Source organism: Noviherbaspirillum galbum (assembly GCF_010974945.1).
GTDB classification, from domain to species: domain Bacteria; phylum Pseudomonadota; class Gammaproteobacteria; order Burkholderiales; family Burkholderiaceae_D; genus Noviherbaspirillum; species Noviherbaspirillum galbum.
Genome location: NZ_JAAIVB010000078.1, coordinates 378,289 through 404,044, shown reverse-complemented (window position 1 = coordinate 404,044; position 25,756 = coordinate 378,289). Strand labels below are relative to the sequence as shown.

General features: G+C 60.6%; 23 protein-coding genes. 6 read left to right on the top strand and 17 right to left on the bottom strand.

What is annotated here, in order from left to right; translation table 11 throughout:
- Positions 1–1,020: 1,020 nt before the first annotated feature.
- Entirely contained in the window at positions 1,021–1,284 is a 264-nt protein-coding gene (locus tag G3574_RS24400; protein ID WP_163968137.1) for a hypothetical protein, read from the top strand.
- A 397-nt stretch (positions 1,285–1,681) separates the two neighbouring features.
- Positions 1,682–2,854 carry a glycoside hydrolase family 16 protein gene (locus G3574_RS24395; protein ID WP_235953601.1) on the top strand — a complete coding sequence of 391 codons (1,173 nt, stop codon included), beginning with the start codon at positions 1,682–1,684 and terminating at the stop codon, positions 2,852–2,854.
- A gap of 63 nt (positions 2,855–2,917) precedes the next feature.
- On the opposite strand, the gene G3574_RS24390 is transcribed toward G3574_RS24395, so the two are convergent.
- From G3574_RS24390 to G3574_RS24325, 14 genes are all read right to left on the bottom strand, one after another.
- On the bottom strand, positions 2,918–4,492 hold the full coding sequence (locus G3574_RS24390) for an amidase (RefSeq protein WP_407941701.1): 1,575 nt from the start codon (positions 4,490–4,492) through the stop codon (positions 2,918–2,920).
- A gap of 83 nt (positions 4,493–4,575) precedes the next feature.
- The gene (sctV, locus tag G3574_RS24385) at positions 4,576–6,666 is read right to left on the bottom strand and encodes a type III secretion system export apparatus subunit SctV (protein WP_205609901.1); all 2,091 of its coding nucleotides are present in this window, start codon (positions 6,664–6,666) and stop codon (positions 4,576–4,578) included.
- A 43-nt stretch (positions 6,667–6,709) separates the two neighbouring features.
- Positions 6,710–7,120: a tetratricopeptide repeat protein gene (locus G3574_RS24380; protein WP_163968135.1), complete on the bottom strand. Its 411-nt coding sequence runs from the start codon at positions 7,118–7,120 to the stop codon at positions 6,710–6,712.
- Between the two features lie 2 nt (positions 7,121–7,122).
- The gene (locus G3574_RS24375; protein ID WP_163968134.1) at positions 7,123–7,548 is read right to left on the bottom strand and encodes a hypothetical protein; all 426 of its coding nucleotides are present in this window, start codon (positions 7,546–7,548) and stop codon (positions 7,123–7,125) included.
- 39 nt (positions 7,549–7,587) lie between these two features.
- Positions 7,588–8,070, bottom strand: a complete 483-nt coding sequence (locus G3574_RS24370) for a hypothetical protein (RefSeq protein WP_163968133.1) — start codon at positions 8,068–8,070, stop codon at positions 7,588–7,590.
- A gap of 156 nt (positions 8,071–8,226) precedes the next feature.
- Entirely contained in the window at positions 8,227–8,529 is a 303-nt protein-coding gene (locus G3574_RS24365; RefSeq protein WP_163968132.1) for a type III secretion system chaperone, read from the bottom strand.
- Positions 8,526–9,737 carry an HrpJ domain-containing protein gene (locus tag G3574_RS24360; RefSeq protein ID WP_163968131.1) on the bottom strand — a complete coding sequence of 404 codons (1,212 nt, stop codon included), beginning with the start codon at positions 9,735–9,737 and terminating at the stop codon, positions 8,526–8,528. Before G3574_RS24360 ends, G3574_RS24365 begins: the two co-directional genes overlap by 4 nt.
- 2 nt (positions 9,738–9,739) lie before the next feature.
- Entirely contained in the window at positions 9,740–11,278 is a 1,539-nt protein-coding gene (locus G3574_RS24355) for a type II secretion system protein (protein WP_163968130.1), read from the bottom strand.
- Positions 11,279–11,559: 281 nt separating this feature from the next.
- The gene (locus G3574_RS24350; RefSeq protein WP_163968129.1) at positions 11,560–12,204 is read right to left on the bottom strand and encodes a type 4 pilus major pilin; all 645 of its coding nucleotides are present in this window, start codon (positions 12,202–12,204) and stop codon (positions 11,560–11,562) included.
- Positions 12,205–12,351: 147 nt separating this feature from the next.
- Positions 12,352–13,425: a type II secretion system F family protein gene (locus tag G3574_RS24345; RefSeq protein WP_163968128.1), complete on the bottom strand. Its 1,074-nt coding sequence runs from the start codon at positions 13,423–13,425 to the stop codon at positions 12,352–12,354.
- Positions 13,400–15,151: a GspE/PulE family protein gene (locus G3574_RS24340; protein WP_163968127.1), complete on the bottom strand. Its 1,752-nt coding sequence runs from the start codon at positions 15,149–15,151 to the stop codon at positions 13,400–13,402. The genes G3574_RS24345 and G3574_RS24340 overlap by 26 nt, the downstream gene beginning before the upstream one ends.
- A 379-nt stretch (positions 15,152–15,530) precedes the next feature.
- Complete coding sequence (locus G3574_RS24335) at positions 15,531–16,127, bottom strand: hypothetical protein (RefSeq protein ID WP_163968126.1); 597 nt, start codon at positions 16,125–16,127, stop codon at positions 15,531–15,533.
- Position 16,128: 1 nt separating this feature from the next.
- Complete coding sequence (gene pilO2, locus G3574_RS24330; protein WP_163968125.1) at positions 16,129–17,553, bottom strand: type 4b pilus protein PilO2; 1,425 nt, start codon at positions 17,551–17,553, stop codon at positions 16,129–16,131.
- Positions 17,554–17,563: 10 nt separating this feature from the next.
- Positions 17,564–18,574 carry a hypothetical protein gene (locus tag G3574_RS24325; protein WP_163968124.1) on the bottom strand — a complete coding sequence of 337 codons (1,011 nt, stop codon included), beginning with the start codon at positions 18,572–18,574 and terminating at the stop codon, positions 17,564–17,566.
- 48 nt (positions 18,575–18,622) lie between these two features.
- On the opposite strand from G3574_RS24325, the gene G3574_RS24320 reads away from it, so the two are divergent.
- Entirely contained in the window at positions 18,623–18,778 is a 156-nt protein-coding gene (locus tag G3574_RS24320) for a hypothetical protein (RefSeq protein ID WP_163968123.1), read from the top strand.
- Positions 18,779–18,882: 104 nt separating this feature from the next.
- Here the strand turns inward: G3574_RS24320 and G3574_RS24315 are convergent, their stop codons facing one another.
- The 3 genes from G3574_RS24315 to G3574_RS24305 form a co-directional block, all read right to left on the bottom strand.
- Entirely contained in the window at positions 18,883–19,302 is a 420-nt protein-coding gene (locus G3574_RS24315; RefSeq protein ID WP_163968122.1) for a hypothetical protein, read from the bottom strand.
- An 8-nt stretch (positions 19,303–19,310) separates the two neighbouring features.
- Complete coding sequence (locus tag G3574_RS24310; protein WP_163968121.1) at positions 19,311–19,607, bottom strand: hypothetical protein; 297 nt, start codon at positions 19,605–19,607, stop codon at positions 19,311–19,313.
- Between the two features lie 350 nt (positions 19,608–19,957).
- Positions 19,958–22,690, bottom strand: a complete 2,733-nt coding sequence (locus G3574_RS24305; RefSeq protein WP_163968120.1) for a hypothetical protein — start codon at positions 22,688–22,690, stop codon at positions 19,958–19,960.
- Between the two features lie 460 nt (positions 22,691–23,150).
- Between G3574_RS24305 and G3574_RS24300 the strand changes: the two genes are divergently transcribed.
- The 3 genes from G3574_RS24300 to G3574_RS24290 all read left to right on the top strand — a co-directional run bounded on the left by G3574_RS24300 (position 23,151) and on the right by G3574_RS24290 (position 25,754).
- Positions 23,151–24,101, top strand: a complete 951-nt coding sequence (locus tag G3574_RS24300) for a hypothetical protein (protein ID WP_163968119.1) — start codon at positions 23,151–23,153, stop codon at positions 24,099–24,101.
- Between the two features lie 398 nt (positions 24,102–24,499).
- Positions 24,500–25,159 (top strand): hypothetical protein, encoded by a 660-nt coding sequence (locus G3574_RS24295; RefSeq protein ID WP_163968118.1) that lies wholly within the window; start codon positions 24,500–24,502, stop codon positions 25,157–25,159.
- A 106-nt stretch (positions 25,160–25,265) separates the two neighbouring features.
- Positions 25,266–25,754, top strand: a complete 489-nt coding sequence (locus tag G3574_RS24290; RefSeq protein ID WP_163968117.1) for a hypothetical protein — start codon at positions 25,266–25,268, stop codon at positions 25,752–25,754.
- The last annotated feature ends 2 nt before the right edge of the window (positions 25,755–25,756 follow it).

Genomic DNA, 25,756 nt, shown 5'->3' with positions numbered 1-25,756 from the left:
TGGCATTGCTGCCAGATCTTCCCTCCACCAGGTTGCCCCGGCAGACGTCCGATCGTCGCTCACTCAAAATACTGACTAGGCCAGTCCTTGCGAACTGTCCTGTATTCTGTGCAAGCACTTGATATATTGTGAGACACCGGTTACCCGGCGTGCACCCCATCAAGCGCCCACACTTATCGGCTGTTATTTGTTAAAGATCTGTCCGCTTGCGCTGCCAGCCGGTTGACCGGGGAGCGCTGTGCTGCGAAGCGTTGTGTTCGTCAGCAGCAGAGAAACGAGATTATGGGGATTCTTCCGCAGTGCGTCAAGCGCTTTCTTTTGCTTGGCGTTACGACAAACATCGTCGTGAAGTTGAATCCCTCCCCCGATCTGTCCTCACACCTTTCGAGGTGTCGTGCAGCGGGGAGCGCACTTTAGCAAACCGCGTGCGGACGCGCAAGCAGTTGACGCCTCGACGCCGAACATGGCCCATGCTTAAGCGTGACGAGGAACAGTTTATGCGCGCCAGATTTCCAGAGTGAAATGGCGAACCTTGCACTCGCCATTTCACTCTGGAAACGACCACCCTCCGCAAATTGCAGCATTCCGCTCCTGCCGTTATAGTATGCGCCTGATCAGGGAGTCAGCTGTCCATTTTGCAAATGCTGCGTCGGGTCGCGCACAAAGAGCGCGGGCCTTCGTGCGCATGCTCGATGGCGGCGTCTCATCCATTAACCCGTGCATGAATTGACTGGCCGCCCAACATTGGCGGCATCACCAAGGATAAGAAATCTTGTATTTCGCATCCGACCGTCAACCGAATGCAGAAACATGTCACTCAGTTTCGCGCTGCCTGACGCGCTCGATGCTTTTGCGTTCGAAACCGGCGGCGTGCTTCAGACTGAAGAAAGAGAACAGCGACGACCCGGGCGGCCTAACCGCCTCCGGTCCTGAAGTGCAAACAATCCGATAAAGACATTCCCACCTGAACGCGTACTGGCGATCTCGCCGTCGCACTCAGGTTGAAACACTGGACGCCATATGAACGAGCAGGAAATTTTTGCCTACATCACGTCAACAGAGACGGAGGACGTCCACCCGCGCAGCGTAGCCCGAGCTTATGCAGCCACGATCAATGAATTGCAATCTCGTATCAGCGAGCAGGAATTGCAGCGCTTGCTGCTGCTTGGCGCGGCCATGTACAAGAACAGTGTCAGCGATGAGCACAAGGCCTTGCAGATGCCGGCGAGCCTCAAGCCATCCACGGAGCTGAACGCCGACGACGCGAGCGACATCGTTCACTGACAGCGCGGCTTTGCGGCCCTGCGTCGCCACGCAACTCCACTCCGCATCAACTGCAAGCCCGCGCCCGATTCCTGTGCGCGGCTCCGTTGCGTCCCGTACGTGCCGCGTCGCCCAAGACCATCCGTTCACTATCCGCTCATCGCCTGAACACTTTTGTACAACAGGCATGCAAGAATCGTATCGCCCGCGATACTGGTTCGGACCCGCTCAAATATTTTCACCACGCGTGTCACGAAAATCATCGTTCGATCTCAGATTAAAGAGATACTGAGATTTGCCACATTCGGACAAGCGAAAGCATGTTCCGAGAGCATTCTATGGAATGAAACGTTCCTCTATGAATCGATTCATAGTTTTTTTAAGATGATTTTTTAAATTTGCGGAACCATCACTTTCCATGTCCATCGAAACGGTTTTTTTTGATGGGAAGATAAGTATGGCGCATTTAACTCAGGGTCGAAAAACACTGCTCGCATTCGCAGGCATGTCCGTTTTGCTTACAGCCTGCGGCGGCGGATCTTCAGGAGATGCTGGAAGCACGCCGGCACAGGGCGCGCAATCATCCACGAGTGCAACATCCCTGGTTCAGAGCAGCACGGCCGCAGTGCCTTCCGCCGCACCGACCGAGAGTACTGCCTCCACAGTGAGCACCGCGCCCGCAGCCAGCACCGATACAAGCACGGCCAACGCCGCTTCGGCAACACCGGCAGCGCCGGCCGCATCAACAACCCAGGAGACCCAGACCACCCAGCCAACACAGGCAACCGCTGCAAGCGCGCCGGCACCAACGACAACCGCAGCCGCCGCAGGCAACACCACCAACACCAGCGCCGGTACGAGCCAGCAACTTGCAGACGCCGTCGTCACCGGACCCGACTCGCCTACCGGCCAGAATCCCGACAATTTCACCCTCACCTTCAAGGACGAATTCGATACCGACCTCGATTCCAAGCGCTGGAGAACGGACCGGACCGACACCTGGTCTTCCATCAAAAATTACGCGGTAGAAAACGGCACCCTCAAGATCTGGCCGCAGCGCGGCAATGATGGCGCCTTCTTCAATCGCACCATCGATACCGAAGGACGTTTCACCCAGCAGTATGGCTATTTCGAGATCGAGGCAAAACTGCCGAAGGGCAAAGGCGCCTGGCCGGCATTCTGGCTCTTTAACCAGTTCGGCGAGCGCCGCCCGGAAATCGACATCATGGAAGCCTATCCCGGCGGCCTGGAACCCTGGAGCCGCATGGGTGCGGACGGCGTCCCCGTCGCCACCATGTATGCGCCAGTGGCGTGGACGGACAGCACGTCGCGCGCAGGTTACGCCAAGGTCGAGACGCCTGACCTTTCCGCGGATTTCCACCGCTACGGCCTCAAGTGGGAACCGAACCGCCAGACCTTCTATTTCGACGGCCGCGAAGTATTCACGCTAGACGTATCGATGTCGGATCCGATGTACATCATCCTCGACCTCTGGTTCGGAAGCGCGAGCGGAACACCTGATGATTCGACCCCGACCGGTCCGGGCAATTCCTATGAAATCAAGTATGTAAAGGCATGGCAGTTCAAGTAAGCCAGCAGACGCGGGCGGCGCATGCATCATGCCGCGCGCCCGCGTCAACGCATATGTCCCGGCTTACAAGACAGGCGGCCGCCGCGCGCGCGTCGCCTGCTCGAACGCATAAGCCAGCTTGATCAATGTCGCCTCGGCATAAGCCTTGCCGACGAATGACAGGCCGATCGGCAATCCGCTGACCTGCCCAGCCGGTACGGTGACGTGCGGGTAGCCTGCCACCGCGGCAGGCGTGCTGAAGCCGCCGGTATCGCGATCGCCGTTCACCAGGTCGGTGAGCCAGGCCGGCCCGCCGGTCGGCGCCACGAGCGCGTCGAGCTGATGTTCCTGCATGATCTTGTCGATGCCTTCCGCGCACGAGTAACGCCGGTTGTTCTCCAGTGCGGCGAGATAAGCGGGCGAATCGAGGCCTTCCTTGGCTTGGGCCTGGATGAAGAGTTCCTGCCCGAACCAGGGCATTTCCGTTTCATGATGCTTCTCGTTGAAGGCGATGATGTCTTCCAGCGACCTGACCGGCGCGCCTTGCGCGAATTCGGCGAGGTAGGCATTCATGTCCGCCTTGAGCTCATGCAGCAGCACTTCGAGCTCGGTGTCGGCATATTTCGCGACATTGGGTATCTCTACCTCGACGACGGTGGCGCCGAGCGCTTCCAGCTTGTCGACGGCCTGCTCGGCAATCTTCCACACTTCCGGATGCGTCACGAAGGGATTCCGCGCGAATCCGAGCCGCGCGCCGGCCATGCCATTGCGGTCGAGCGCAGCCAGGAAGTCCGGCGGGGCCTCGGGTTGTCCCGAGGTCGCCTTGTCGCGCGCATCCCTGGCGGCGATCACCTGCAGCACAGCGGCGGCATCGGCGACGCAGCGCGCCATCGGGCCGGCGGTGTCCTGGGAGTGAGAGATGGGTACGATGCCATCGCGGCTGACCAGTCCGACCGTGGGCTTGAAGCCGACCAGCGCGGCCATGGCGGACGGCGACACGATGGAGCCATCGGTTTCGGTGCCGATGGCGACGGCCGCGAGATTGGCTGCGATCGCAACCGCCGATCCTGAACTCGAACCACTGGTATTGCGTTCGGCCGCGTACGGGTTGCGGGTCAGCCCGCCGCGCGCGCTCCAGCCCGAGGTGGACCGGGTGGAACGGATGTTGGCCCATTCGCTGAGATTGGTTTTGCCGAGGATGACCGCACCCGCCTGGCGCAACCGTGTCACGAGGAAGGCATCGCGCGGTGCCTTGGCGCCGACGAGCGCCAGCGACCCGGCCGTGGTCTGCATGCGGTCGCGAGTAGCGATATTGTCCTTCAATAGCACGGGAATACCGTGCAGCGGACCGCGCGGCCCTTGCCGGCGGCGTTCCTCGTCGAGTCCGGCGGCCAGGTCGAGCGCATCCGGGTTGAGCTCGATCACGGAACGCAGCGCCTTGCCGCGCCGGTCGATGGCATCGATGCGTTGCAGATAGAACCGGACAAGGGAGACCGCGCTTGCCTGCCCGGTTCGCATCATGGCCTGGAGTTCGGCGATGGACTTTTCTTCCAGTCCGGCGGCCTGGCGGGATTCCTTAGCGGTCCTGGCTGAAATGGACGGGACGGCGAGGGAGCCCGTGGCAAGGGAAGCAACGGTCAGGAACTGGCGTCGGGTCAGCGTCATGGCGGGCATGCATCAGAAAGTTGGCATGCCGGCATTAAACCACATCGCCCTCCTGGCGCGGCGGCGGCTCGGCGCGATCAATGCAATTCGATGCGCGCCAGCGGATGGATATGGATTTCCTGCGACAGTTCCTGGTAGGACACCACGGGGAGCTCGAACAGATCCTGTTCGATCATCTTGCGGATATAGCGACGGATGTCCATGTTCGTGAGCAGCACCGGCATCTGAGAGACCTGGGACAGGTCGCCGACCGCCTTCTTGATGTTGGCGACCAGGGTGCGGGCGACGGCGGGATCGAGCGCGAGATAGCTTCCCGCGGAGGTCTGGCGCACCGCATTGCGCACCGCTTCCTCGACCTTGGGCGTAAGCAGGTAGGCCGGCAGCATGGTTTGTCCGCCGGCGCACTTGTAGGAAATCTGCCGTTTCAGCGCAGTGCGGATGTGCTCGGTGAGAAGCACGACATCCTTTTCCTTCTGGCCCCATTCAATCATTGCTTCGGTAATACCGCGCAGGTTGCGGATGGAGACGCCCTCCGCCACGAGACGCTGCAGGATTTCGCCGATGCGCTGCGGCGGGAGGAGGCGTTGAAGCTCCTTCACCAGGTCGGGGTACTTGTCTTCGATCTTGGAGATCAGGAAGCGCGATTCCTGCACGCCGACGAATTCGCTGGCGTAGCGCCTGAGGATGCTGGCGGCATGGTGGGCGATGATCTGCATCGAATCAAGGAAAGTCACGCCGAACCCGGCAAGGTCCTCGGAACGGCTGGCGTCGACCCAATGGGTGGGAATGTTGCTCATGAAGGAATCGTCCTTCACGAACGGAACGTTGAGAGAATCGAGATTGCGCTCGCTCTCGCGCGCCAGCACGCTGCCGGGACGCAGCTTGCCGCGCGCCACAGGGATTTCCTGGACCAGGATCGCATAGCCATCCTCAACCTTGTCGCTGAACCGCGCCTGGATGTCCGGGAAAGGCACGCCGAGCTCGAGGTAAAGCGCCTGCCGCATCGACGCGAGCTGCTCGCGCACCGCATCGATGTCGATGTCATTCTTGTACGCGTCGGCGATATCGACCATCAGCGGCACGGTCAGGCTGAACGTGCCGCCGCCCTTGTCACCCTGGCTTTCGCCATCCGGCGAGAGCGAAGCGGCGAACGACGCGCCGCCGCCGGACTTGGCCGGTTTCGCCATGCGGATCAGCACGTAGCCGACGCCGCCCATCAGCAGCGCGAGCACCAGGAAAACGGCGGTCGGCATGCCGGGCACGAGGGAGAATCCGAACAGGATGCTGCCCGCGATCAGCAAGGCGTAGGGCTGGGCGATGATCTGGTTGGAGATGTCGCGGCCGATGTTGCTCTTGCCATCGCCGCTGGTGGTGACGCGCGTGACGATCATGCCCGCGGTGATCGAGATCAGCAGCGCAGGGATCTGCGCGATCAGGCCGTCGCCGATGGTCAGCACGGAATAGACGCGCATCGCCTCGGATGCGCTCTTGCCGTGCTGCATAGTCCCGACCAGCAGGCCGCCGATGAGGTTGACCGCAACGATGATGATGGAGGCGATCGCATCGCCCTTCACGAACTTCATGGCGCCGTCCATGGCACCGTAGAGCTGGCTTTCCTTTTCGACGTTGCTGCGGCGGCGGCGCGCCTCGTTCATGTCGATGGCACCGGCACGCATGTCGCCGTCGATGGACATCTGCTTGCCCGGCATGGCATCCAGCGAGAACCGTGCCGCGACTTCAGCCACGCGTTCCGCGCCCTTGGTGATGACGATGAACTGCACCACCGTGAGGATGAGGAAGATCACTAGGCCGACCACGAGGTTGCCGCCCACGACGAAGTCGCCGAAGGTTCGGATGATGTGGCCGGCATCGGCCTGCAGCAGGATCAGCCGCGTGGTGGCGATCGACAGCGCGAGGCGAAACAGCGTGGTGATCAGCAGGACCGACGGGAAGGAACTGAAGGCAAGCGGGCTGGGCAGGTACATCGCCACCATCAGCAGCAGTGCGGAGACCGCGATGTTGATGGCCACGAGCACATCGACCAGGGCCGTGGGCAGCGGCAGGATGAGCATGAACACCACCGCCATGAGGATGACGGCGAAGACCACGTCGGCGCGCTGGGACGCCAGGAGCACGAGGCGTTGGGTCGATTGCAGGAACTTGTCCATGGACGATTGAGGTGGTGGTCTGTGGCGTTCGGTGGATGGCGGATCAGGGCAGGTATTCGACGTGCTCCCGGAAACGGCGATACCTGGCATATTCCGCCTGGGCATCCTTCGTCATGCCGAGCTGGGAAAGCGCGCGGCCGCGCAGCATGTGCGCTTCACCGGCGTCGCGCAGCCATGGCGAGGCGAGGTGCTCCAGGGCCTCGGCCGCCCGGCCCAGGCCCAGCAGGGCGATGACGAGCATCTGCCGCATGACGGGATCGGACGGATCCTGGTGCAGCGCCAGCTCGATCAGGGGCCGCGCGCTTTCGTAGCGCGACAGGCGGAGGTAGCGATATGCCAGCAGGCGCACGGATTCATGGCCGGATTCGTGGCTGGTGCCCTGCTCGGCGGCAGGCGCATGGACCTGGTTTTGCGGCTGGGGCCTGGCAAGGGTGGCGGATAATTCTTGTGTCATGATCATCCCGCAATCAAGGCAAGACGGTTCCTGTTGAGCAGTTCTTGCAGTTGTAAGTAAGGCTGGACCACGTCGCGGACGCGTGCGGCAAGCTCGGCGGACACCGCGGATTGCGGGCCGTTCAGGCTGGCCAGCACATCCGAGAGGCCGTCCTGCAGCGCCGAATCGGAGAGCGCGGCCAGGGAACCCCGGCGCGCCAGGCGGTCCAGGAGTTCACCTTCGAATCCGGGACGGGCAAGCTCGCCGAATCCGTCCTTCGCCGAAGCGGGCAGCGGAAACGGCGCCGGTGCGAATGGGGTCTGCCAGGCCGCTCCCGCCTGGGCCGGCGGCACGCGCCCGGCGGGAACGTCGGAGGCGTGGGGGCCGCCCGATCCCGCCAGTCCGGCGCGCGGCAGGCGGTCATCGCTTGGCAGTGAATTCAGGCCCATCCGGAATGCCGATCAGATCGTCAAGAGTGGTTTTCCGGTTCAGGCGCCGACGCCGGACATGTCGGCCGTTGCCACTTTCACGCCGGGCACGCTACGCGAAGCGGCCTGCCAGAACGTGGACAGCGTGGAGGCATGGCGCGCCAGATATTCGACGTAGGCGGGAACCTTGTATTCCGCCGCCTGGCCTTGCGCGGTGCGGTAGGCATTGATGGCTTCCACCGCCAGGCAGAATTCGAATGCCTGCCGGGTGATTTCATTGCGGACGTCGTGGGGAATCTCAGGATCGAGGAACAGGGCGACGAGCCGGCGCCCGGCATGCTTGACCGACTGGGCATCGGTGGCTTCCATGTCGAGCACGTAGTTGAGCAGGAACTCGACGGCATGCATGTTGCCGAACTGGGCCTCGCCAGCCAGCTTCGCGATCGCCTTGAGACGCTCGAGTCCGACCATGCCGTCTTCCATGCCCTCGGTTCGGGTCAGCAGCGGTTGGGCAATGGCCTTGGTACCTTCGTAGTTCAGCATACCGGTTCTCCAGACAGTTCCTGAGGAAGGACAAGTGCTTCCTTCGATAGGGAGAAAGTATGCTGTCGGCGCTTCGGGTAGACTCGATAAATTAATTCGGTCTAACAAATGCTCGGTCTTCGGTGCGCCGGCCTCGATCCGGCATCGGAAACGGCCTCATTCCCCGCCCGCCATGGCAAAGAAACCGACCAGTTCGCGAACCGCTGTCTCGAGCGTACGCGCATCGAGCTGGTGGGAAGGCACCCGCAGCGCGAGCACCACCGCTTCCCGGAACACGCCGATGCCGATCGCCCGGCCGGGACGCTGGCGAAGGTTGGCATGCAGCAGGCAGCGCTCCCCTACCTCCTGCGCGTCCCAGGGACGCGGCATGAACATGGTGACGATGCGTTCGCCGTTTTCCGCCGTTTCCACCGTCACCCAGTTGCCGGATTCGAGCTGATATCCCTGGTCTTCTATCATGTGCTGATGCCGACGATCTGGTCGACGAGTTGTTGAATCACGGACATAGCTTCGAACCGGTGTTCGTCGCTGGGAAAGATCTTCGACGGCATGCTGCGCAGGACGCCGATCGAGCCGACAAGGAAGACTTCGCGCGGATCGCCGTCGGGCAGGTCCTCGCCTTCGTCGTCCTCATCGTCTTCGTCATCGTCGCCTTGACCGCCCTTCCCGCCATGGCGCTGGGGTTGATCGTGCCAGCGCAGCTTGTCTTCCTCTCGCTTATCGTTGAGCACCTGGTCCTGCTCGTCGCGGCAGTATTTGTTGAGCAGTTCGGTGGCATGGAAGCTGAATACCAGCGGCTCGCGGGCCCAGCGCACCAGGTCTTCCAGCAGCGCCGGCGCTTCGAAGCGCTTCATCTGCAGGTACTTCATGCGCTCGGCAAGCTGCTGGCAGTTGTCCAGCACGCCGCACATGACACCAAGCTGGTACAGATCCTGCAGCAGCAGGTTGAGCCGCTCGGGCTGGGTAGAAGGATGGATCGACGCCATGTCGGCGCCCAGCGCCTCGCGCATCAGGGCGATGCCGTTTTCCAGATCGTTGCCGAAGTTCCTCAGCAGGAGCATCAAGGTATCGTGCAGCTGGGTGCAGCCCATGATGGCGTCGCGGTAGGTACTCCGGAACAGCTCCCCGGACGCGTGGTCCTTCCCATAGGCCTGTGACTGGCGGATGGTGTTCAGGTCGGCGCGGATGGCCGCGCCGTCGCGGGCCATGAGGCGGTCGATGGCATCGGCCACCGAGGTCAGTTCGGCGGCGGGCCGGCCCTCGTTGCGAGCGGTGTGCAATGCCTTGGCCAGGGTGAGGTAATCCCGGCTGGCCTCGCCGCGCGAACCATCCAGCGCGCCGAAGACATTTTCTCCCTTGGCCGCCATGTCGAGCAGTTTCTTTACCCGCTCCATCAGCTTGGCCGCGCCCTCCTCGCCCTGGTACATCGCGGTGAGGTAGGCATCGATCTGTTCCAGTTCAGGGACCTCGGGCGGCTTGTATTCCTCCACCTTGCGCTCGTCCAGCGACTTGTCCTCGATTTCCTCTTCGCGGCCGAAGGACTTTTCCTCGGCGGCGTCGGTGAGGGAAAAGGGGGAGGAAGGGAGCTCGACCGGTTGCACCTTGGCGGACTGGATGTCGCCAAGGGCGCGAAACTGGTCGGCGTCGGAAATTGAGGGTAAGGGCATGGTCAGCGCGAACAGCCTAGATAATAAATTCCCGTTGGAGAATACAAGCCGGGGTTTTTAGAAACGGGACCATAGAATCCGTCTGGCGCCAAACCAGCAACGTCGGAGGACGATAAGCTGCTTCCTTGCACTTCGAAGCGATTCAACACCACGGTGCAAGGAGTTGGTCCCGACGCGCCAAATCGCCATACATATAACGTAGACTGTTGCGCAGTGAGATTGGTCGTCACGACACCTTTTTTGGGATCCGACACCACTACATTGCCGCCGGCGACCTGCACGTCCCCGTTCAGCACTTGCACGTTTCCGTTGATCCGCGCCCCGCCCTGACCTATATTCACGCCATTAGATGCGCTGATTGCACCCTGGCCGAGATTCGTGCCATACGTGGTGATGTTCCCGGTAAAGACGTCGATATTTCCACCCGGAACCGTTATCCCATTATTTGCTACCAGCCTGCCATCGATAGTTGCCGCGCCGCCGGTGCCATCGGAATATTTACTGACCCTCAGTGCCATCGAGTCGCCATTGCTGGTTCCGGGGGCAGGGCCAAAGATCGCGGCGCCATTGCCGACAATCAGCGACTGTTTTTGGTCGATCACCTTGGTGGAAGCAATATTAGTATAGGTAACATGCTGTCCATATGAATCGGTCACGCCGACATACGCGCGTTCTGTGTCAATGATGGAGGCATTCATGTTTTTTGCATTCACGCTGGAGGCATTATTGATTGCGTGAGTGCCAGCAGCATCCTGCATGTTCAGGTCGCCCTGCATGGGCAGTGATCCGTCTCTTCTCAAGTAGGCGTACCAGGGACTCGTGTCATAAGTCGACGTCGCGCTCAGGATTCCATCGACGGTGCTGGGAATAACCGACATCAGAGCGGCGCCGTCGAGTGGATTGGTGTCAGTCACGGTAATTCCATCCCGTGCCAGCAATTTTCCGCCCTTGGTATAACCAATCAACACGGTCGATGAAGAACGTTGCAGCACCTCTCCGATTCCAACCTCGTCGACAGCGCCGACAGATGTGCCGCTCGACCTCACCAGCGGTTTGCTCCCATAGACAACCGCGACGAAGCGACAGCTTTTCGAGGCAACACAAGCAGGGAAATTCGTACCCGGAGAAATCCGGAAAACATAGTCTCCCACCATGGGGTGGCTGGACGGCGCTCCGCTGGGCAGCCATCCCATTTGTGAAAGTTCCTGGTAACTTGGATATAGCGGAAAGAAATTGGTCGCCATTCCAAATGAGGCAACGACGTCGCTGGCGTTGGCGCCGAAGCGGCCCGACAGGAAGTCTTTCTTCGCCTTCACATCCAGCGTGCCGTTCAACGTGTAAAGCGAAGCCATGTTCATGACCATGTAGTTCTGCAGGGCTTCCGCAAGCAGTTGCATCTGCCCGGCGATGACGGCTCGCTGCTCGCTCCTGACCTGCTCCGCCTTGTAGAGAAAGCCGGCCGCCGTCACCAGCGTTCCGATGATGAGGACGATGGCGAGTTCGATCAGGGTGAAGCCGGAATGCCTCCTGGTGGGCATCATGAAATTCCTTTCAATACGCGGCGATGCGGACGCACGAGCCTACGGTTGCCATGTCGTTCCGGACGACCTCAATGTGCAATGAACGCATGCATGGCTTGACAACCCGGAATGTTGATACTGTCATCCCCGCGCAGGCGGGGATTCCATGCAAGTTTCATCGTAGGCCGCTTCGCGCGATCGAAAAGGGATCCCCGCCTGCGCGGGGATGACGGAGTCGCTTCAATCACGCTTGTTGTTCGATCAATTGCCTTTCCACGACTACCGGCATGATCGCAAAAGCGTCAAACCTTGCTGAAATACAGGGCGATGTCAGCATTCGTCGTGCCGCAAGCTGTGATAGCCGTCGCTTCGTTGTAAGTCCCCCCAATCGTCTTGACCGAGCCGGCAGGCGGGGCGGCCAGTGTGGCCGGCGTTGTAGGGATCGTTGCGGGAGTCGTCGGACTTGTGGTGATTGCAATGCCTGCAAAGGAATCACCTACTGCCTTCGCAAAATTGATGCAATCCTTTGCGGGAACCGATTTGTAAGTGACAGCAAGGCCATCGGTCGTGGTTGCGAGGGTCGCGGGATTGAAGGTGATCGTGCCGCCAAACTTCGAATTGATCGCCGTACCGTTCACCGCGTCTGCCGGAACGATGCTTGCGTTGATTGCAACGTTGTCGGAGAAATTCGCAGTAGTTGTCGACGTAGCCAGGTATGCTCGTGCCTTCTGCTGCATCAGCAATGCGCGCTGCACTTCCGAATTCACACGCTGATCACGAAACATCGTCTGCGCCGTGATCGCCACGCCGGCAATCACCAGGCCAATCACGGCCAGGCCGATGATCAGTTCGATTGCCGTCAGGCCGCGCTGGCGCTGCAGGCTGACATCCGCGACGGTGCTGACGGGTTTGACCGAGGTACGAAACAGGGATTTCAGGGATTTCATGGTATTTCCTTTCAGATTTTCGATTAAATAAAACAGTCGATCAAACGGACATGCAGAAATGATTTGGAACGCTGCTTACCGCACGTACGGAACCACATCACTTTTGCATATCCACTTAAACCTCCTGCCGACGACAAATGAACCGGCTTACCGGCCGGTCGACCGGACCGCCGCACTGATGGTGTTCCCCAGGGTGAAGGTATCGAACACCATCAACAACAACAGCAGAAACACGACGATCTTGATGCTCCAGGCGATCTTGCCCACGCTTTGATCGACGATGCGCAGCGACTTGTCGATGTTCTCGAAGCCGATCCGCTTGATGATTTCCTCGAGGTTGCTCGACCCCGCCCGCTCGAAGGACACGAGGCGATCCACCACTTCGTGCGGCACTAGGCCGGTGTCGAGCGCGGTGGTCAGGGACTGGCCGTTGTTGAGCTTGTATTTCATCAGCTCGAGGTGATGACGCTCGTACTGGCCGGCATCGCGGCGCATGAGGCCGACGGCATCTTCCAGCGTGACGTTGTTTCGCAGCAGGCCGGAAATCTTGATCAGCAGGCCGGCGCTCGTGTATTGGCGAACCACGCTGTAGGGTGGGACCTTGTCCAGCCATTCGCGCGCCGCGCCTGTGACGAACTTCACGCTCCACACCAGCAGGCCGACCAGGCCCAGCAGCACCGGCACCACCACGAACCAGTAAGCCTTGACGAACTCGGTCATGGCATAGGTGACCTGGTAGGCATAGCCCATCTTGTCGAGCTTGACCACGAACAGGAACTGCGGGATCACCATCACGCCGAACATCACCAGCATGCCGAACAGCATGACCGCCAGCGCGAAGGGCGCGACCATGTGGCCGACGACGATGGCGCGCATCTTCTGCATGGACTTGTTGGCGAAGGTCGCCGACTCCACGCCCTCGATGATCTTCGCCACATGCTCGCCGGCGCGGATCATCATGATGTTCGAGTCGGGCACGAGGCCGACGATGGCATCGGACAGCGTGCCGCCTTCCTGCATGCGGCGCATGATCATGCCGTACACCATGGCGAGTCCCTGGTCGCCCCGTCGCTCGGCGATTTCCTGGCGCGTGGCGAGGAAATGCGACAGCGAGATGTTCATCCTGAGGTTTTCGAGCAGCTCCTCATAGAACATGTCCATGCTGGAGCGGAAGCTCATCTTCCCGAGGAAAAAGTTAATTTTTTCCAGCACGGCGGTCATAGTTGGTCATTTCCACGTAGAGTTCCAGCGGCTGGAATTCCTGTTCCACTTCCCGCGGGTCGATGATGCCTTCGCACATCTTGTAGATGGCCACTTCCAGCGCCTGCTTTCCCCTGGAACTCGGTTCGTGCAAGGGCGCGATGCGCTGGCGCAGGTGCTGGTACCCCTCGATGCTGCGTTCCTCCTGCAGCAGGCGCAGCAGCGTGTGGTCCGGCAGGATGACCTCGGCGCAGACGGTGCGGCCCGCAACCCCTTTCACCGCGGCGCCGCTGCAATGCGGACAGCCCTTGAGATTGGTGACGTACATGCGGCCGGTATCGCCCAGCAGTTCGCAGCTCGCGATCTTGTCTTGGGGCAGGTCCGATTCGCGCAGCGGGATCTTGCAGTGTTCGCACAACTTGCGCAGCAGCTTCTGGTAGATCAGCAGGGTCAGGAAATCGGGCGAGGACAGCACATGGCGCGGAATGCCGATCTCCGGCGCGGCGAGGCGCTCGTAGATATCGAGCGCGGAGCTGGCATGCACGGTGGACAGCGTCTGGTGCCCGGTCTGGATCAGCTGCTTGAAGGCCGATCCCGTCTCGATGCCGCGGATTTCGGAAACCATGGTGACGTCCGGATCGAGGCGCATCAGCGACTTCACGATTTCCGAGATGGCCTGGTCGGTATCCATGTCCTCGGTGGTTTGCACCTGGATCTGGCTGACGTTCTGCAGCTTGCCCTCGATCGGGTCTTCGACGGAATAGGTTTTCTTCGTCTCGGTGGCGATGTGGCCGAGCATGGAATACAGCGTCGTGGTCTTGCCCGAGCCGGTGACACCGGCCAGCACGATGCCGCCCGCCGTCTTCATGGCGGCCAGGCTGATTCGCGTGGCCTGGTCGTCGAGGTAGCCGAGCCTGACCAGGTCGGACTTGAGGCTATCGCCCTTCTGGAAGCTCACGCCGGATTGCCACAGGATGCGCATGACGGCATCGAAACCGCCGAGCGCCGGGGTGATCTGGAAACGCAGCTTGAGGGCTTCCGCCTTGCCATTGATGTCGACTTCGCAGGGAATCGCGGCCCGTTGCTGGGTTTCGAAGGTGATGAGAGAACCGCTGTTGGAGCCCTTGTCCGGCATGCTGTTGTAGACGGCGCGGATCAGGTCCTGGCAGCGGCGGTAGGACAGAGGGCGGCCGCTGCGCACGATCTGCCCTTCCACGCGGAAGAGGATGACGGCGCCGCCTTCCCGCGCGCAGAAATGGATGTCGGAACTGCCGCGCAGCGCGGCTTCGCGCACCACGTCGAGGAATTCCCGGAGGGCCGAGGATTGCGACAGGCCGCGGTCGGTGGAGGCCTGGTGCTGTGATGCGACGTAATCGACCGCATAGCGGATTACGCTCGCGGTGGCGACATGCTTGACGACTTCGAGGCGCTGGCGTTCGAGCACGGTCAGCACGTTGTCGAAGGTGGTTCGGTGGCGCGCCAGCAGGTTGCGCGTGACGAGCAGCGTCACCTTGCCCTCGCGCTGCTGGAAGACGCAGATTTCCTTGCCATGCTCGCCGGCCGTCAGGCGCGCAAGAGTGGGATCGGCATACAGGCTGACCTGGGAACGATGGAAATCGAGTTCGCTCCATTCCTGCACCTCGTGGTCGTACCAGGCGCGGTGGCGCTGGCCCGATGGCGGCATGGTCGCACCGGCAGCTTGCGCGTCGGCCTGCGCGGCATGCGGAAACTGCGGAGGCTTGTTCATGGAATCAATAGTCCGTTCGCCGGGCGTCGCGGCATCTTTCCTGTCGGTTTTCGTCTTCGCGTCGGCGAACCAATGGATCATCTTGTCAACCCAAAAAGGAACACTTTGCAATTCAATTGATTGGTATCAATTCTGCGGAAGCTGATGCAGGCTGACGCGAAGTATTAGTCCGTGCTAACGGCAACGATGGTGAAACGGTCGGGGAAACAGAGATGTCCGGGGCAAGCCTCGACCGGCTTTTCCCTGTGCGATTCAGGCAAAGGCGCCAATGTCATTCAAAATGACCAGTGGTCCTTCGATTCATCCCTGTCAACCTGAGCGGGGATGACGGAGGTGGTTTGGGAGCAGGCGGTCATGTCAAAAAATTCTATAGATCTGCTTAGTTGACCCCGAACCGTGGCTGGCGGGGCAGGTTGCCGGCCGTCAGGTCGCCGGGCCCCGGATTCGAGGAAAGGCGCGGGTTGCGTTGCGCGCCTTGCAGGTCCGGCACGGTCGGCTGCACGAGGTTGAGCACGATGGGGCCGGTCTCGATCACTGCCGGCGCATACATGTCGATGGTCCGGGTCTGGACGGGCTTGCGCCTGTTGGGCTTGCGCGAGATGGTAATGGAATCCCGGTCGATGCTGGCCAGCTTCCAGCCGAGCAGCATGTCGCCTTGATGGTAGCTGCGCAGGATGCCGCCGGCGCGGACCTGCGCTTCGAGCTTGTCGCCGATGCCGTAGATCCCCATGAGCTGCAGGTCTTCCAGCACGGGGCCCTTGTCCCTGGGGCTGCCCATGACCGCGGACATGCCCGGCTTGAGGCTGGCCTGTTCATCCAGGATCTGCTTCTCGGCCTTGAGCAGGGTGAGCTGGGCCTGCTTCTTCATCAGCTCTCGCTGCTGGCTGACGAGGCTGTCGACATCGCTGGCATGCGCCGGCGCGATGACGACGAAGGCGGCAATGACTGCCAGGCGGCGTTGAAGGAGGAAGCGCATGTCAAGGTCCTTTAGGGGAAGCGGTCGGGGCTGCCGGGGGCATCGCGGCGGGAGCGACCGGGGTGGCTGCACCAGGTGCAGCGGTGGGAACCGGCGGCGCGGGTGTCGCGACCGGCACCCCTGTCGCAGTGGCAGTTGGAGCCGGGCCGCCGATCGAGACGAGATAGGTGCCGGCAAAGGCGAAGCTCAGTTTTTCGCCCGGTTCGATCGTGACGCTGTCGGCATAAAACAAGGCGGGGTCGAGCTTCCTGACGATGTCCATGGCGAGGGATGATCCGCTGACGGACCACTTCCCTTCCTGCACGTCCACCGGAGACGCCGGCACGGAGACGTTCGGAATCGGGGCGGCCGCGCCGAGTTCCATGGCGAGGCCGATGTCCTTGGCTGTCTGGAACGGCGGCAGCATGGCGACCGACGATGCCGCCTTCGACGGGAAGGCGGCCGCGATGTCCATCGGCCGCGCGATCGCCGGCAAAGTCTTCGGCGCGAGGTCGAACCTGGCGCTTGCCTTTGCAGTATCCATGCCCTGCTCGAGAGTGTCGAACTGGTCTGCGCGCAGGGCCAGCGGGCCGAAGAAGGGTCGGCGCACTAGGTCATAGGTGCAGGTCTGGGTGGCTGCCTGGCAGTCGATACTGGTGATGCGCCAGCCCGACTGCTCGAGCGCCACCTTGCCGGCCCGCTTGTAGGCCGCATCCAGGAATTCCACCGCGGGGAAACGCGGACGCCCGGCGTAGTAGGCGAGGAAATTCTTCATGAACTGCTGGTCCGGCGGAATCTGCTGCTGCGCCTTGAGCGCCTCCTGCCGCAACCGCTCTTCCTCCTGGTAGACCCTGTATTGCCAGTAGCCGACGCCGCCGAGCACCACCAACAAGAGCAAGGCCAAGCCGGCGATGAGACGACCGCGGCCGGCCGCTTTCACCAGCTTGGCCTGCTCCGGCGGCGTTCCTTGCAGGAGTACGTCGATGCTGCCCGGACGGAAAGCGGCAAATTCCTGGAGCATGGCGTCCTGCATGCCGTCGAGCAGGAATTCGAAATCGCTCCGGTCGTGCGCCATCATCAGGTCTTCAAGCGCGGACAGCAGGCGGGAACGCGGCAGGATGCGGTCGCCGCGCGGCAGCGGCAAGCCCTTGTAGATCGCGCACAGCCACACTTCCTCGCCGCCGAGATGCTTGATGACGATGAGGGAACGCCCTGCCCCGACGGCCAGCGCGAGCCAGGCGGCGGCGGATACCGTGTTCCTGCCGGCCTGGCCGGCGCCATAGGCGCTGCTGTCCCCGGCCGAGAGCAGGATGGCATGGCTTGCCCCGGAAAACTTCAGCTGGGTCTTCATTTCCCGCTTCTGCTCGCGCGGCTCGCGGGAAAGCGCCGTCCAGTCGAGGCCGATCAGGACGGGCGTGCTGGCGCCGACGTTCAAGATTCGCTGCATGATCGCCGCCTCAGATATCGTTGTCGATCACCACCGGGGTAATCAGGATCACGCTCGCTTCGCGGTTGCGGTCGCCGGCGGCGGACGCGCCGATGAGGCCGTAGGCCGCCCGGTCGCTGTCGCTGCGCTTGCCGAGCTGGGTCAGCACCAGGGTCTCGCCGGTCCGGATGTTGACCGTCTGCGAGGTGGACTTGCGCGCCACCCGCGGCGATTTCACCGTCGGCACGCCGGGCGTCGGGCTGTTCTGCACCGTCTCGAAATCCGGATCGCTCGACAAATCCACGGTGTATTGCAGCAGCATGCGGTTGCTGTCGAGTACATGCGGCAGCAATTCCAGGAAGGTGCCGGTCGTGATCTGCTTCTGGGTCACGGTGGGCGTGGGCGGCGTCAGCGTCACGTTACTCGACGCGGTCGGCACGCTGACCGAATCGACATACGATTGCGTCGAGGCGACGGTGAAGGGCACGGGATGGTTGTTGACGGTGTAGGCGTCGAGCATGGACCTGCTGACCACCGTGGTCTGACCCTGGCGCGCATTCAGGCTAAGGAGGCTGTCGCGCCACTTGCCGCCGCTGAGGGTGAACGACGCGGCGCCGCTGCCCGTGGCGTTGGCCACCGTGCCGAAGGGCGATCCGGTAAAGGTGCCGTTGCCGGCGGTGAAGACCGCCGCCAGGTCGGCGCCGAGCTGGCTCTGCGACGTCGAGCTCAGGGTGAGCATTTCCACCTTGAGATAGACGCTGCGGCCCACCCGGCGGTTTTCTTCCTCTATGTATTTTTCCACGGCGCGCAGCACCTGCGGCGTGTCAACGACGGTGATGGTGCCGCTGGACTCGTTCGGCACCATCTTGCCGCCGGCGGAAAGCATGGCATCCACGCCCTTGGCAAGCGATTCCCAGAAATTGAGCTTGCTTTCCTGCGACTGCTGCACCGAGATCACGGACGAGGAATCGCCCGCGGCGTTGTTCGAGGCATTCTGGCCGGTCGACGAGAAGTTCGAGGCGACCCGCTTGGACCCCGACAAGGCCTTGATCTCGAAAACCCTGGCCTTGTAGCGGAAGAAGCGGATCCGGTGTCGATCTTTCAGTTGCGGCTGAAGCTGGAACTACTGACGCACGGCCGCATGACTCTGGTGAGCGTGTACAAGCAGGGGTATTGCCTGCGGCATAAGCGCGGGGACGATCCGCTGGTCGAACTCGAGGAAGGTGGGATGTTGTTTGCGGCTTGAATTGCTTGAATTGCGAGTGGCCCCCAGGCGATGGCGGGCCGCAAGCGTGAAAAAGCGGAATGAAGGTTAGCCTTCATTCCGCTTTTCTTTATGGAGTGGTTTGGTCAGAGTTTGTTGAAAGCACTGGCGGCGCCCTCGAATTGCTGAGTTTGTGCCAATACCTGTGAAAGGAATGCTTTAGCTTTCCCTGTCATTTCCTGAATTTCTTCCGTGCCAGCATTGCCAGCTTCGATCATTTTTGAATACTTTTCACAAAAAATAGACGCTTCATGTGTCACGTTCTTAAGCGCCTGTTCGCTAAGTGCCAGATGGGAAGCACCACCAACTATCATAGCGCTTTCTGTATTACCTAGCGGCATGTTGCCGTGTACGACATTCGCCTTTTTTCCAATACATTCCGTAGCATGTTTCTCATGTACGGATTTCTGTGGCTCTGGCTGCGAATTATTCATACCAGCGTGCTGATCGTCAGGGGCGGATAGAAGTGCGGCGGCTTGCGACGTGGCGTTCGATATAGTAGGCATGACAATTCTCAATTGGAGTTTTCCGCGCTGTGCGCCGAATGTTCGGTGAAATGGGACAAGGCATCCCGGTAGTCCTGCTCATTCAGTTCCACGGGCTCGCCGTCATGGGCGACGGGAATGGTGTCATCGTCGAACAGTTCGACGAAGGGCTGCATCATGAGCCGGACCTCTTCCCGCGTCATTCCAATCTTGTCGTACAAGGCATTGGCCCGGAGAATCGCGATGTCGGCAAGCTGTACTGCCTCTTCGAGGCGCTCCAGCATTTCTTGCGCCTGGCGGAGCGCTTCCTGTGCTTCATCAGTCATGGTCGTCCCGTGGGTAACTGGAAAATGATTTGATGGGTAACGGTTTGTTGACACGCGGTGACTCTGGATGCACGAATCTTCCGCCACGTCCACCAATTCTGACGGTGTGTGTCAACGGACCGCGGCAAGGTTCACGCGTCGACAATAGTTTTTTATACTTCTTTCTAATAACAACTCCGCTTGGCATTCGGCATTCAACTAAAGCGTTTCCTCAAGGTGATGACGACGCGACTTGCTTGATGCGCATGGCGCCGCAAACCGCTTCGCACAAAATAAAAGGGAACGCGCAATGCAAGTCGTTGGCATTGCACGCTCCCTGTCTTCGCCATCCAACCGTGGGATTTTGGCGCTTAATTCGATTCCTCTTCAGGGAATATTTGATCCCGTTCGCGGCGGATCCCGGATGCATTCCCGCCCCTCTTCTCGCTGGCGGGGCGCGATTTACCAAAAACCCCGTTGATGCCGTCCAGCATGGTGAACAGCGTCTTTCGCAAGAATCCGGGAATGACACTGGCCGCCACTTCCGGATTGAGCATCTTCGCACCGGAGCCGCCGGTACCATCCGCTCGCGGCACGTACATGGGCAGGTCGGTTCCTCCGATCGCGCGCACTGCGCGGATGGCGCCGATCGGCGATCCCTGCTTGTCGGCCTTTTCTTTCGCCGCCTGCCGGTACGACTGCCAGACGACTTGGGCGAGTCCGTAGAGCTGCATGCCGGAAAGGGTTGCGGTTTGTTCCTTCCTGAGCTTGACAAGTTGCTGTGGATCGAACTGCTTGAGCTCGTCCCTCTGGAACGCAGCGAACTGCATCGCCGTGAGGTTGGCGACCTGGTCCGCCGAGAATTCCTTGACCAGCCTGAGGCGCTGTTGCGAAGACAATTGATAGAACTGGTTCGGCGGAATCTTGCCGATGTGTTCGGGCGCGGTGGAAAGAATGTCCGTATCCGCCTGGCTGCCGGCCACAGCGCCACGCGCCGATGACAGTCCCGAGGCGCCGATTCCCGAACCGACGAGGTATTGCCTGCTGCCCTTGAGCATCAATGCCTTCGGTATGCCAAGCCCATCGATCGTGCCGGCTGCCGCCTGCAGGAGGTTGCCCTCCTTCCCGGAGCTAGCCGCGCCAAAGAGAGCGCCGGCATCATCGCCGGTTTGCTGCAACGCCAGCGCCTTCTCCGCGGCTTCCGCCTCTGGACCCGACAAGCCGAGCAAGCGCGATGCCAGGCCGCCCTCGAAGAGGAAACGCAGGTCGGCGTCCGACAGGATGTCGCTCGCCCCCTGTCCGCCTTCGGCACCCAGGCCGGCCGCCAATGCCTTCAAGCCCTCATCGTTTGCCATCGCGTCGGCAATGCTGGGCAGGGCAAGGAAGGCATGCATCAGCGCTTCTTCCTGGCTTTCGTTCAGGTGATCGAGCTGGCTCAGGCTGAGCGACTCGAGCTGGTCGTGAGACAAGTTGCCGAAGTCTGACGGGGGAACGCCCGCAATCCAGTCATGGGGCAGCGCCTCGATCTGCTGGGGAGTGCAGGCGGACAGCAGCCGCACCGGATTCAGCGCGGCGGACATCAGGGCGGACGCCTGACCGGATTGCAGCTGGCTCAACTGGGAAGCTTGCAGAGCGAGCAGCTGGTCCGGCCGGAAGGCAGCAAGCTGGCGCACGCCGAATTGCGCGAGATCTTGCGCGCTCAGCCCCGCGACGGCATTCGCGTCCAGTCGCTGCACGCCGGCTTCGTCGAGCGCCACGATCGGCACCAGGTTCCTTGCATCGCCATTGACCAGGGCTTGCAAACCATGTTGCCCGGTGCCGTCGACCGGTGGGACGAGCAGGGTTGGCGGACCGGACAATGCGATGTTATGCGTGATCTCGGGTGCCGCACGCTGGATCAGCCGGAACGCCGCGTCGGCGGTCGCAAACTGGTCCAGCTGATCCGCCGGAGCCGTTTTCAGGAGGGCGAGGTCGGCATCCGACAGGTCGCTGATCCAGCTTGCATCCTGCGGCGATTTGCCTTGAAGAAGGTCGGACACGCCCGACACGCCTGCCTCCGGCTGTTGCGCGTTCAGCGTAGGCAGCGCATGCACGAGTTCCTTGGCCCACGCCGGCAGGTTGGCGTTGCCGAGCAGGCTGCCGGCCACCTTGCGGATGCCAGACTGGACGAAGCGTAATGCAGTGCCGTCGATGACGTCCGCCGCTTGACCTGCCGGCGCGTGCGTTTCGTCTTGCCTGACGCGAGGCACTTCCAGGCCAGGCGCGTCAGAATGATCGCCGCTGTCCTGCTGGCTTGCCTTGATGTTCATCTGCACCGGACCGGCAAGGCCAGTCTGGGAAGCTTCTTGGCTAGCCTGTTGCCCGTTATCATGGACACCAGTCAGCTGCCTGTTGAAGGCCAGGCTGAGCGACATCAGTACCGCGACTTCCTGGAATGGCGACAACTCGCGAATCTGCTCCGGCCTGACCGACTCGAGAACCGGGACAGGCAAGGTGCGCAGGACATCCACGTCGAGGTCGGCGAGCCGCACCGCTGACGACCGGGCATTCATTCGTTCCTCGTCGCTGGCCCGGCTATCTTGCTCTTGCGCCAGTCGTTCTTCAGCGTCCCGCCGCGCCGCCTTCTTCTCTTCTTCACGCCGCTTCTTCTGAATGTCTTCCGTCACCGCGGCATTGAGATCGGATCTGAATTTTGCGAGGTCGTTTTTGACGTTCGAGGTCGAGCGCCTTGCATCGGCGAGGCTGGTATAGAAACCGTCGAGCCGCGCGGCGAAGGTGCTCATAGTGCCGAGGCTGATGATGCCTTCGTGGCCGTAAGCGATGGACAGCATGAGTTCGGCCTGCTGCGTGGACTGCCAGGATGAGAGGCGATCGCTGGCGTCGTCGTAGCCGGACCCGTCGGCGAGCGAAGATGGCGGCTGGAGGGTCGTCGAAGCGTCGATGGCGCCGTTGGCCGCGACGATGCGTTTCGCGGTTGCGGAAATGGCGGACAGGTTGACTTGCGCGCTGGCGTCGCTGCCATTCGCCTGGTCGGTGCCGGGCGCATCCGGGCTTGCCTGCCCCGATGTAATGGCCGCTGAACCCGAAAACTCGATACTCATCATGTGCTCCCAATATCTTCGTTCGCAGTCTGGATTGAACGAAGCAAACTTCCCGGGCCGTTGTAAGCCAGGCGATCCGCCAAGCCACGACGACTATCAATGGAAGATTATTGGAGACGGGTGCAGTGGAATGCGAAGAAGATTATTCAAACCTAACAATTCGCCGCATTGCAGCATGGCTTCAGGGAATGCTCCAGGCCTTGTGAGAGTATGAATCAGGTTATCTAGCAAAAAGGACAACTCGCCTCATTTTTGCAAAGCATTAGGCTCGATTAATTATTGATTACACCCACCCAGACGCTGGTGAAAGATTGAATCCATTTGATTTTCAACGCAGCTGCAAGGACCGTAAAGAGTTGTTCTACCTTTACTGTCCGTTGCGCAAAGCCTGGAAATCATCGAACGTCAATTTCATTTGCATGCGGACCATTTAGTATCACCCCAAATTTTATTGGAGTAAGCCATGGCAGGAGAATTCGGATTTATTAACGTGGACTTTACCAACCTGAACTTCGACTTTGGAGGCCTTTCTTCCATTTACGACAACCTCTACAAGGTAGGGAAACACGCTGTCACGGAAGCAGATCTTGCAGAATTTGAACGACAAAAAAATGCAAGCACGACCTCAGAAGAGCTAGTTGCGGCTTACAATTTCATCGATGACAAAGCCAAGCTCGACCGTCCGGTCGACTCACTGGACGCGACCCAGGTTTTCAGCGAAGCAGATCTGGCGAACGTCGATACGCAACTTACCCTTGCTGTTCCAGATGGCAGTATTACAACCGACAACGCAAAATACTTCCTTTACGATTACAACAAAACATCACTGAACCCGCATGAAGTACTGGCCAAGGACAAGAACGGGACCATTTATCACACTGATCTTGAAACCGCGAAAGAACATAACTGGAAGGTCCAGGTCAATGGCGGTACCAACCAGTGGGCCTACTACACTGGCCAGGACGCTGACTACAACAAAAGTCTGGTCACCAATAACAAGTGGAATCGTGTCCACACCATCGGTGGCTCATTCGCCGGCAGCTGGGAACTCGGCTTGTGCATGGCGCTGCTCCATCTCAACACCAATGCCAACCAGATGCTCGCGGGTTCGAACCAGACCTTGAAATTCATTCAGGCGTTATCGACCAAAGCCACGGACGATGCAAAAAAGGCCCGTGAAGACCTTGATGCTGCAATTGCTAAAAGTGATGCCACCGCCAAGCAGAAAGCGCAGGATGCCCTCGACAACGCTCGCGACGAATTGAGCAGGCTATCCGCCCTGTCCAGCAAGGCACAGGGCGAGGCCGGCCAAATCGCCAGCGGTGGAAACAGCATGGTGGAAAGCGCCACGTCTGTCAGCTCCAATTTCTTCAAGAAGGTCGAAAACCTGGTGCAAACCGCCTTCCGCTCCTAATTTGCTCGCGATACCTCGTCATTGCCAGCATCGGCCTGGCGAATCGGATATCGCTCCCTGGCCTGGCCCCCAATGCCGGCTTGACACAATATGTTCACGGAAAATCGCCACGCGATCTTCCGTGACATGCCCGCGCTTCTTCCCTTCACCCGTCTTCGGTCATCGTCGCCTATGGATCAGGCTTCCTCGCGATGCAGCAATGGCATCAATGTTAGCCATAGCTAATAGATAGCGCAGCCCTGAACTTTGCTTGATAAGGTATGACTCGTTGTGGGTGCAGCCTAGCAGGCGTACCCGGCGCAGCCTGGAATCCGAGCCACGAGGGCAGCCTGACACCGCTATCGCTGACGACTCGCCGGCAAAACCATAGACATCTTCAAGCTTGAAAGGGGAATAACATGTTTGGTCAAAATAGGCGTTATGCAAAGCAGGCGGACCCGGTTCCGACCATTGCAACCTCGGGATCCGGAGCCACCACGCAGATCACCGCGGATCTTTATGGCAACCCGCTGGATTACAAACGCCTGCTTGCCGAATCAAGTACGACCAACGATGGAAGCAACACCATCGGCGACTGGCAGATTGCCTTCTCCTCCATGGTGAGCGAACTGAGCACCAATGCGCGGCGCCAGGCAGAGTCGATGCGCCCTGAAATCGAATCAACCATCTTTGCATCGCAATCGTCGTCCAACAAGCAAAAGGCATATTCAGATCTTCTGGATAAAATCGCTTCGGATGGTACAACGGACGCCGAAACCAATACAACGACGATCGCGGGCTACAAGACCGCCTACAACGGCAATGCCGCCCTCCAGTTAAAGGCTTGGCCGAGTCCCGAGCCGACCACTGTCGGAGCGATCAAGACCTTCCTGAACGACGCCCTGACCGCCGAGCGCAGCACCGGCAGCAACTACGTCACCCTCGGCTCCACGCTCAGCCAGAAGCTGTCGGTCATCGTCCAGGCCGACAACAACAACACCCTGATGTCGACCAACATGTTCGCGGCCGTCATGACCCTCAAGAAAGCCCTGGTGGACAACTTCCGAAGCGGCATCTGACGCGGAACGCGAGGAAGCGAGAGACGCGCGGAAGCCGGCGCCAACCGGCTGCAACCAGCGCAGCCGTTCGACTCGAACCCAGCCAGACGTTCAACCAGGGAGAACCATGCTCAACTTGCCGCCAAATGCATCCGGCGAACCGCTCAAGTGGTTTGCCCGCCTGATGCAGAACCAGCCCTTCTTCGCCGCCGGCGTGTACACCGAGGACGAGCAGTCGGTGATGTACGCCATGGCCTACCAACTCTTCGTGGACGGCCGGCTCGACGATGCCGCCGCCGTCTTCCAGGCGCTCTGCGGCCAGCGCAATCCGAAACCGAAATACTTCCACGCCATGGCGGCGTGCGAACAGATGCGGGGCAACTACCAGATAGCCGGCATTTCCTACGGCCTCGCCTTCGGGGCGGACCAGAACGACCTCAAGGCCCTGTTCCACATGGGCGAGTGCCTGCTCGCCTGCAACAAGCTTCACCGCGCCGAATCCGTGCTGAACGACTTCATGAAGCGGTCAGCTGGAAAAGCCGAGATGTACGCCTTGCGCGAGCGTGCATCCCGGTTGCTCGAAGAGAGAATCGCGCCAACCACCACTGGAGTTTAACC

Excerpts from the sequence above, each read along its gene's own strand:
- G3574_RS24400 (WP_163968137.1), top strand. The coding sequence starts at position 1,021 with ATGAACGAGCAGGAAATTTTTGCCTACATCACGTCAACAGAGACGGAG.
- G3574_RS24395 (WP_235953601.1), top strand. The coding sequence starts at position 1,682 with ATGTCCATCGAAACGGTTTTTTTTGATGGGAAGATAAGTATGGCGCAT.
- sctV (WP_205609901.1), bottom strand. The coding sequence starts at position 6,666 with ATGGACAAGTTCCTGCAATCGACCCAACGCCTCGTGCTCCTGGCGTCC.
- G3574_RS24380 (WP_163968135.1), bottom strand. The coding sequence starts at position 7,120 with ATGACACAAGAATTATCCGCCACCCTTGCCAGGCCCCAGCCGCAAAAC.
- G3574_RS24375 (WP_163968134.1), bottom strand. The coding sequence starts at position 7,548 with ATGGGCCTGAATTCACTGCCAAGCGATGACCGCCTGCCGCGCGCCGGA.
- G3574_RS24370 (WP_163968133.1), bottom strand. The coding sequence starts at position 8,070 with ATGCTGAACTACGAAGGTACCAAGGCCATTGCCCAACCGCTGCTGACC.
- G3574_RS24365 (WP_163968132.1), bottom strand. The coding sequence starts at position 8,529 with ATGATAGAAGACCAGGGATATCAGCTCGAATCCGGCAACTGGGTGACG.
- G3574_RS24360 (WP_163968131.1), bottom strand. The coding sequence starts at position 9,737 with ATGCCCTTACCCTCAATTTCCGACGCCGACCAGTTTCGCGCCCTTGGC.
- G3574_RS24355 (WP_163968130.1), bottom strand. The coding sequence starts at position 11,278 with ATGATGCCCACCAGGAGGCATTCCGGCTTCACCCTGATCGAACTCGCC.
- G3574_RS24350 (WP_163968129.1), bottom strand. The coding sequence starts at position 12,204 with ATGAAATCCCTGAAATCCCTGTTTCGTACCTCGGTCAAACCCGTCAGC.
- G3574_RS24345 (WP_163968128.1), bottom strand. The coding sequence starts at position 13,425 with ATGACCGCCGTGCTGGAAAAAATTAACTTTTTCCTCGGGAAGATGAGC.
- G3574_RS24340 (WP_163968127.1), bottom strand. The coding sequence starts at position 15,151 with ATGAACAAGCCTCCGCAGTTTCCGCATGCCGCGCAGGCCGACGCGCAA.
- G3574_RS24335 (WP_163968126.1), bottom strand. The coding sequence starts at position 16,127 with ATGCGCTTCCTCCTTCAACGCCGCCTGGCAGTCATTGCCGCCTTCGTC.
- pilO2 (WP_163968125.1), bottom strand. The coding sequence starts at position 17,553 with ATGCAGCGAATCTTGAACGTCGGCGCCAGCACGCCCGTCCTGATCGGC.
- G3574_RS24315 (WP_163968122.1), bottom strand. The coding sequence starts at position 19,302 with ATGCCTACTATATCGAACGCCACGTCGCAAGCCGCCGCACTTCTATCC.
- G3574_RS24310 (WP_163968121.1), bottom strand. The coding sequence starts at position 19,607 with ATGACTGATGAAGCACAGGAAGCGCTCCGCCAGGCGCAAGAAATGCTG.
- G3574_RS24305 (WP_163968120.1), bottom strand. The coding sequence starts at position 22,690 with ATGATGAGTATCGAGTTTTCGGGTTCAGCGGCCATTACATCGGGGCAG.
- G3574_RS24300 (WP_163968119.1), top strand. The coding sequence starts at position 23,151 with ATGGCAGGAGAATTCGGATTTATTAACGTGGACTTTACCAACCTGAAC.
- G3574_RS24295 (WP_163968118.1), top strand. The coding sequence starts at position 24,500 with ATGTTTGGTCAAAATAGGCGTTATGCAAAGCAGGCGGACCCGGTTCCG.
- G3574_RS24290 (WP_163968117.1), top strand. The coding sequence starts at position 25,266 with ATGCTCAACTTGCCGCCAAATGCATCCGGCGAACCGCTCAAGTGGTTT.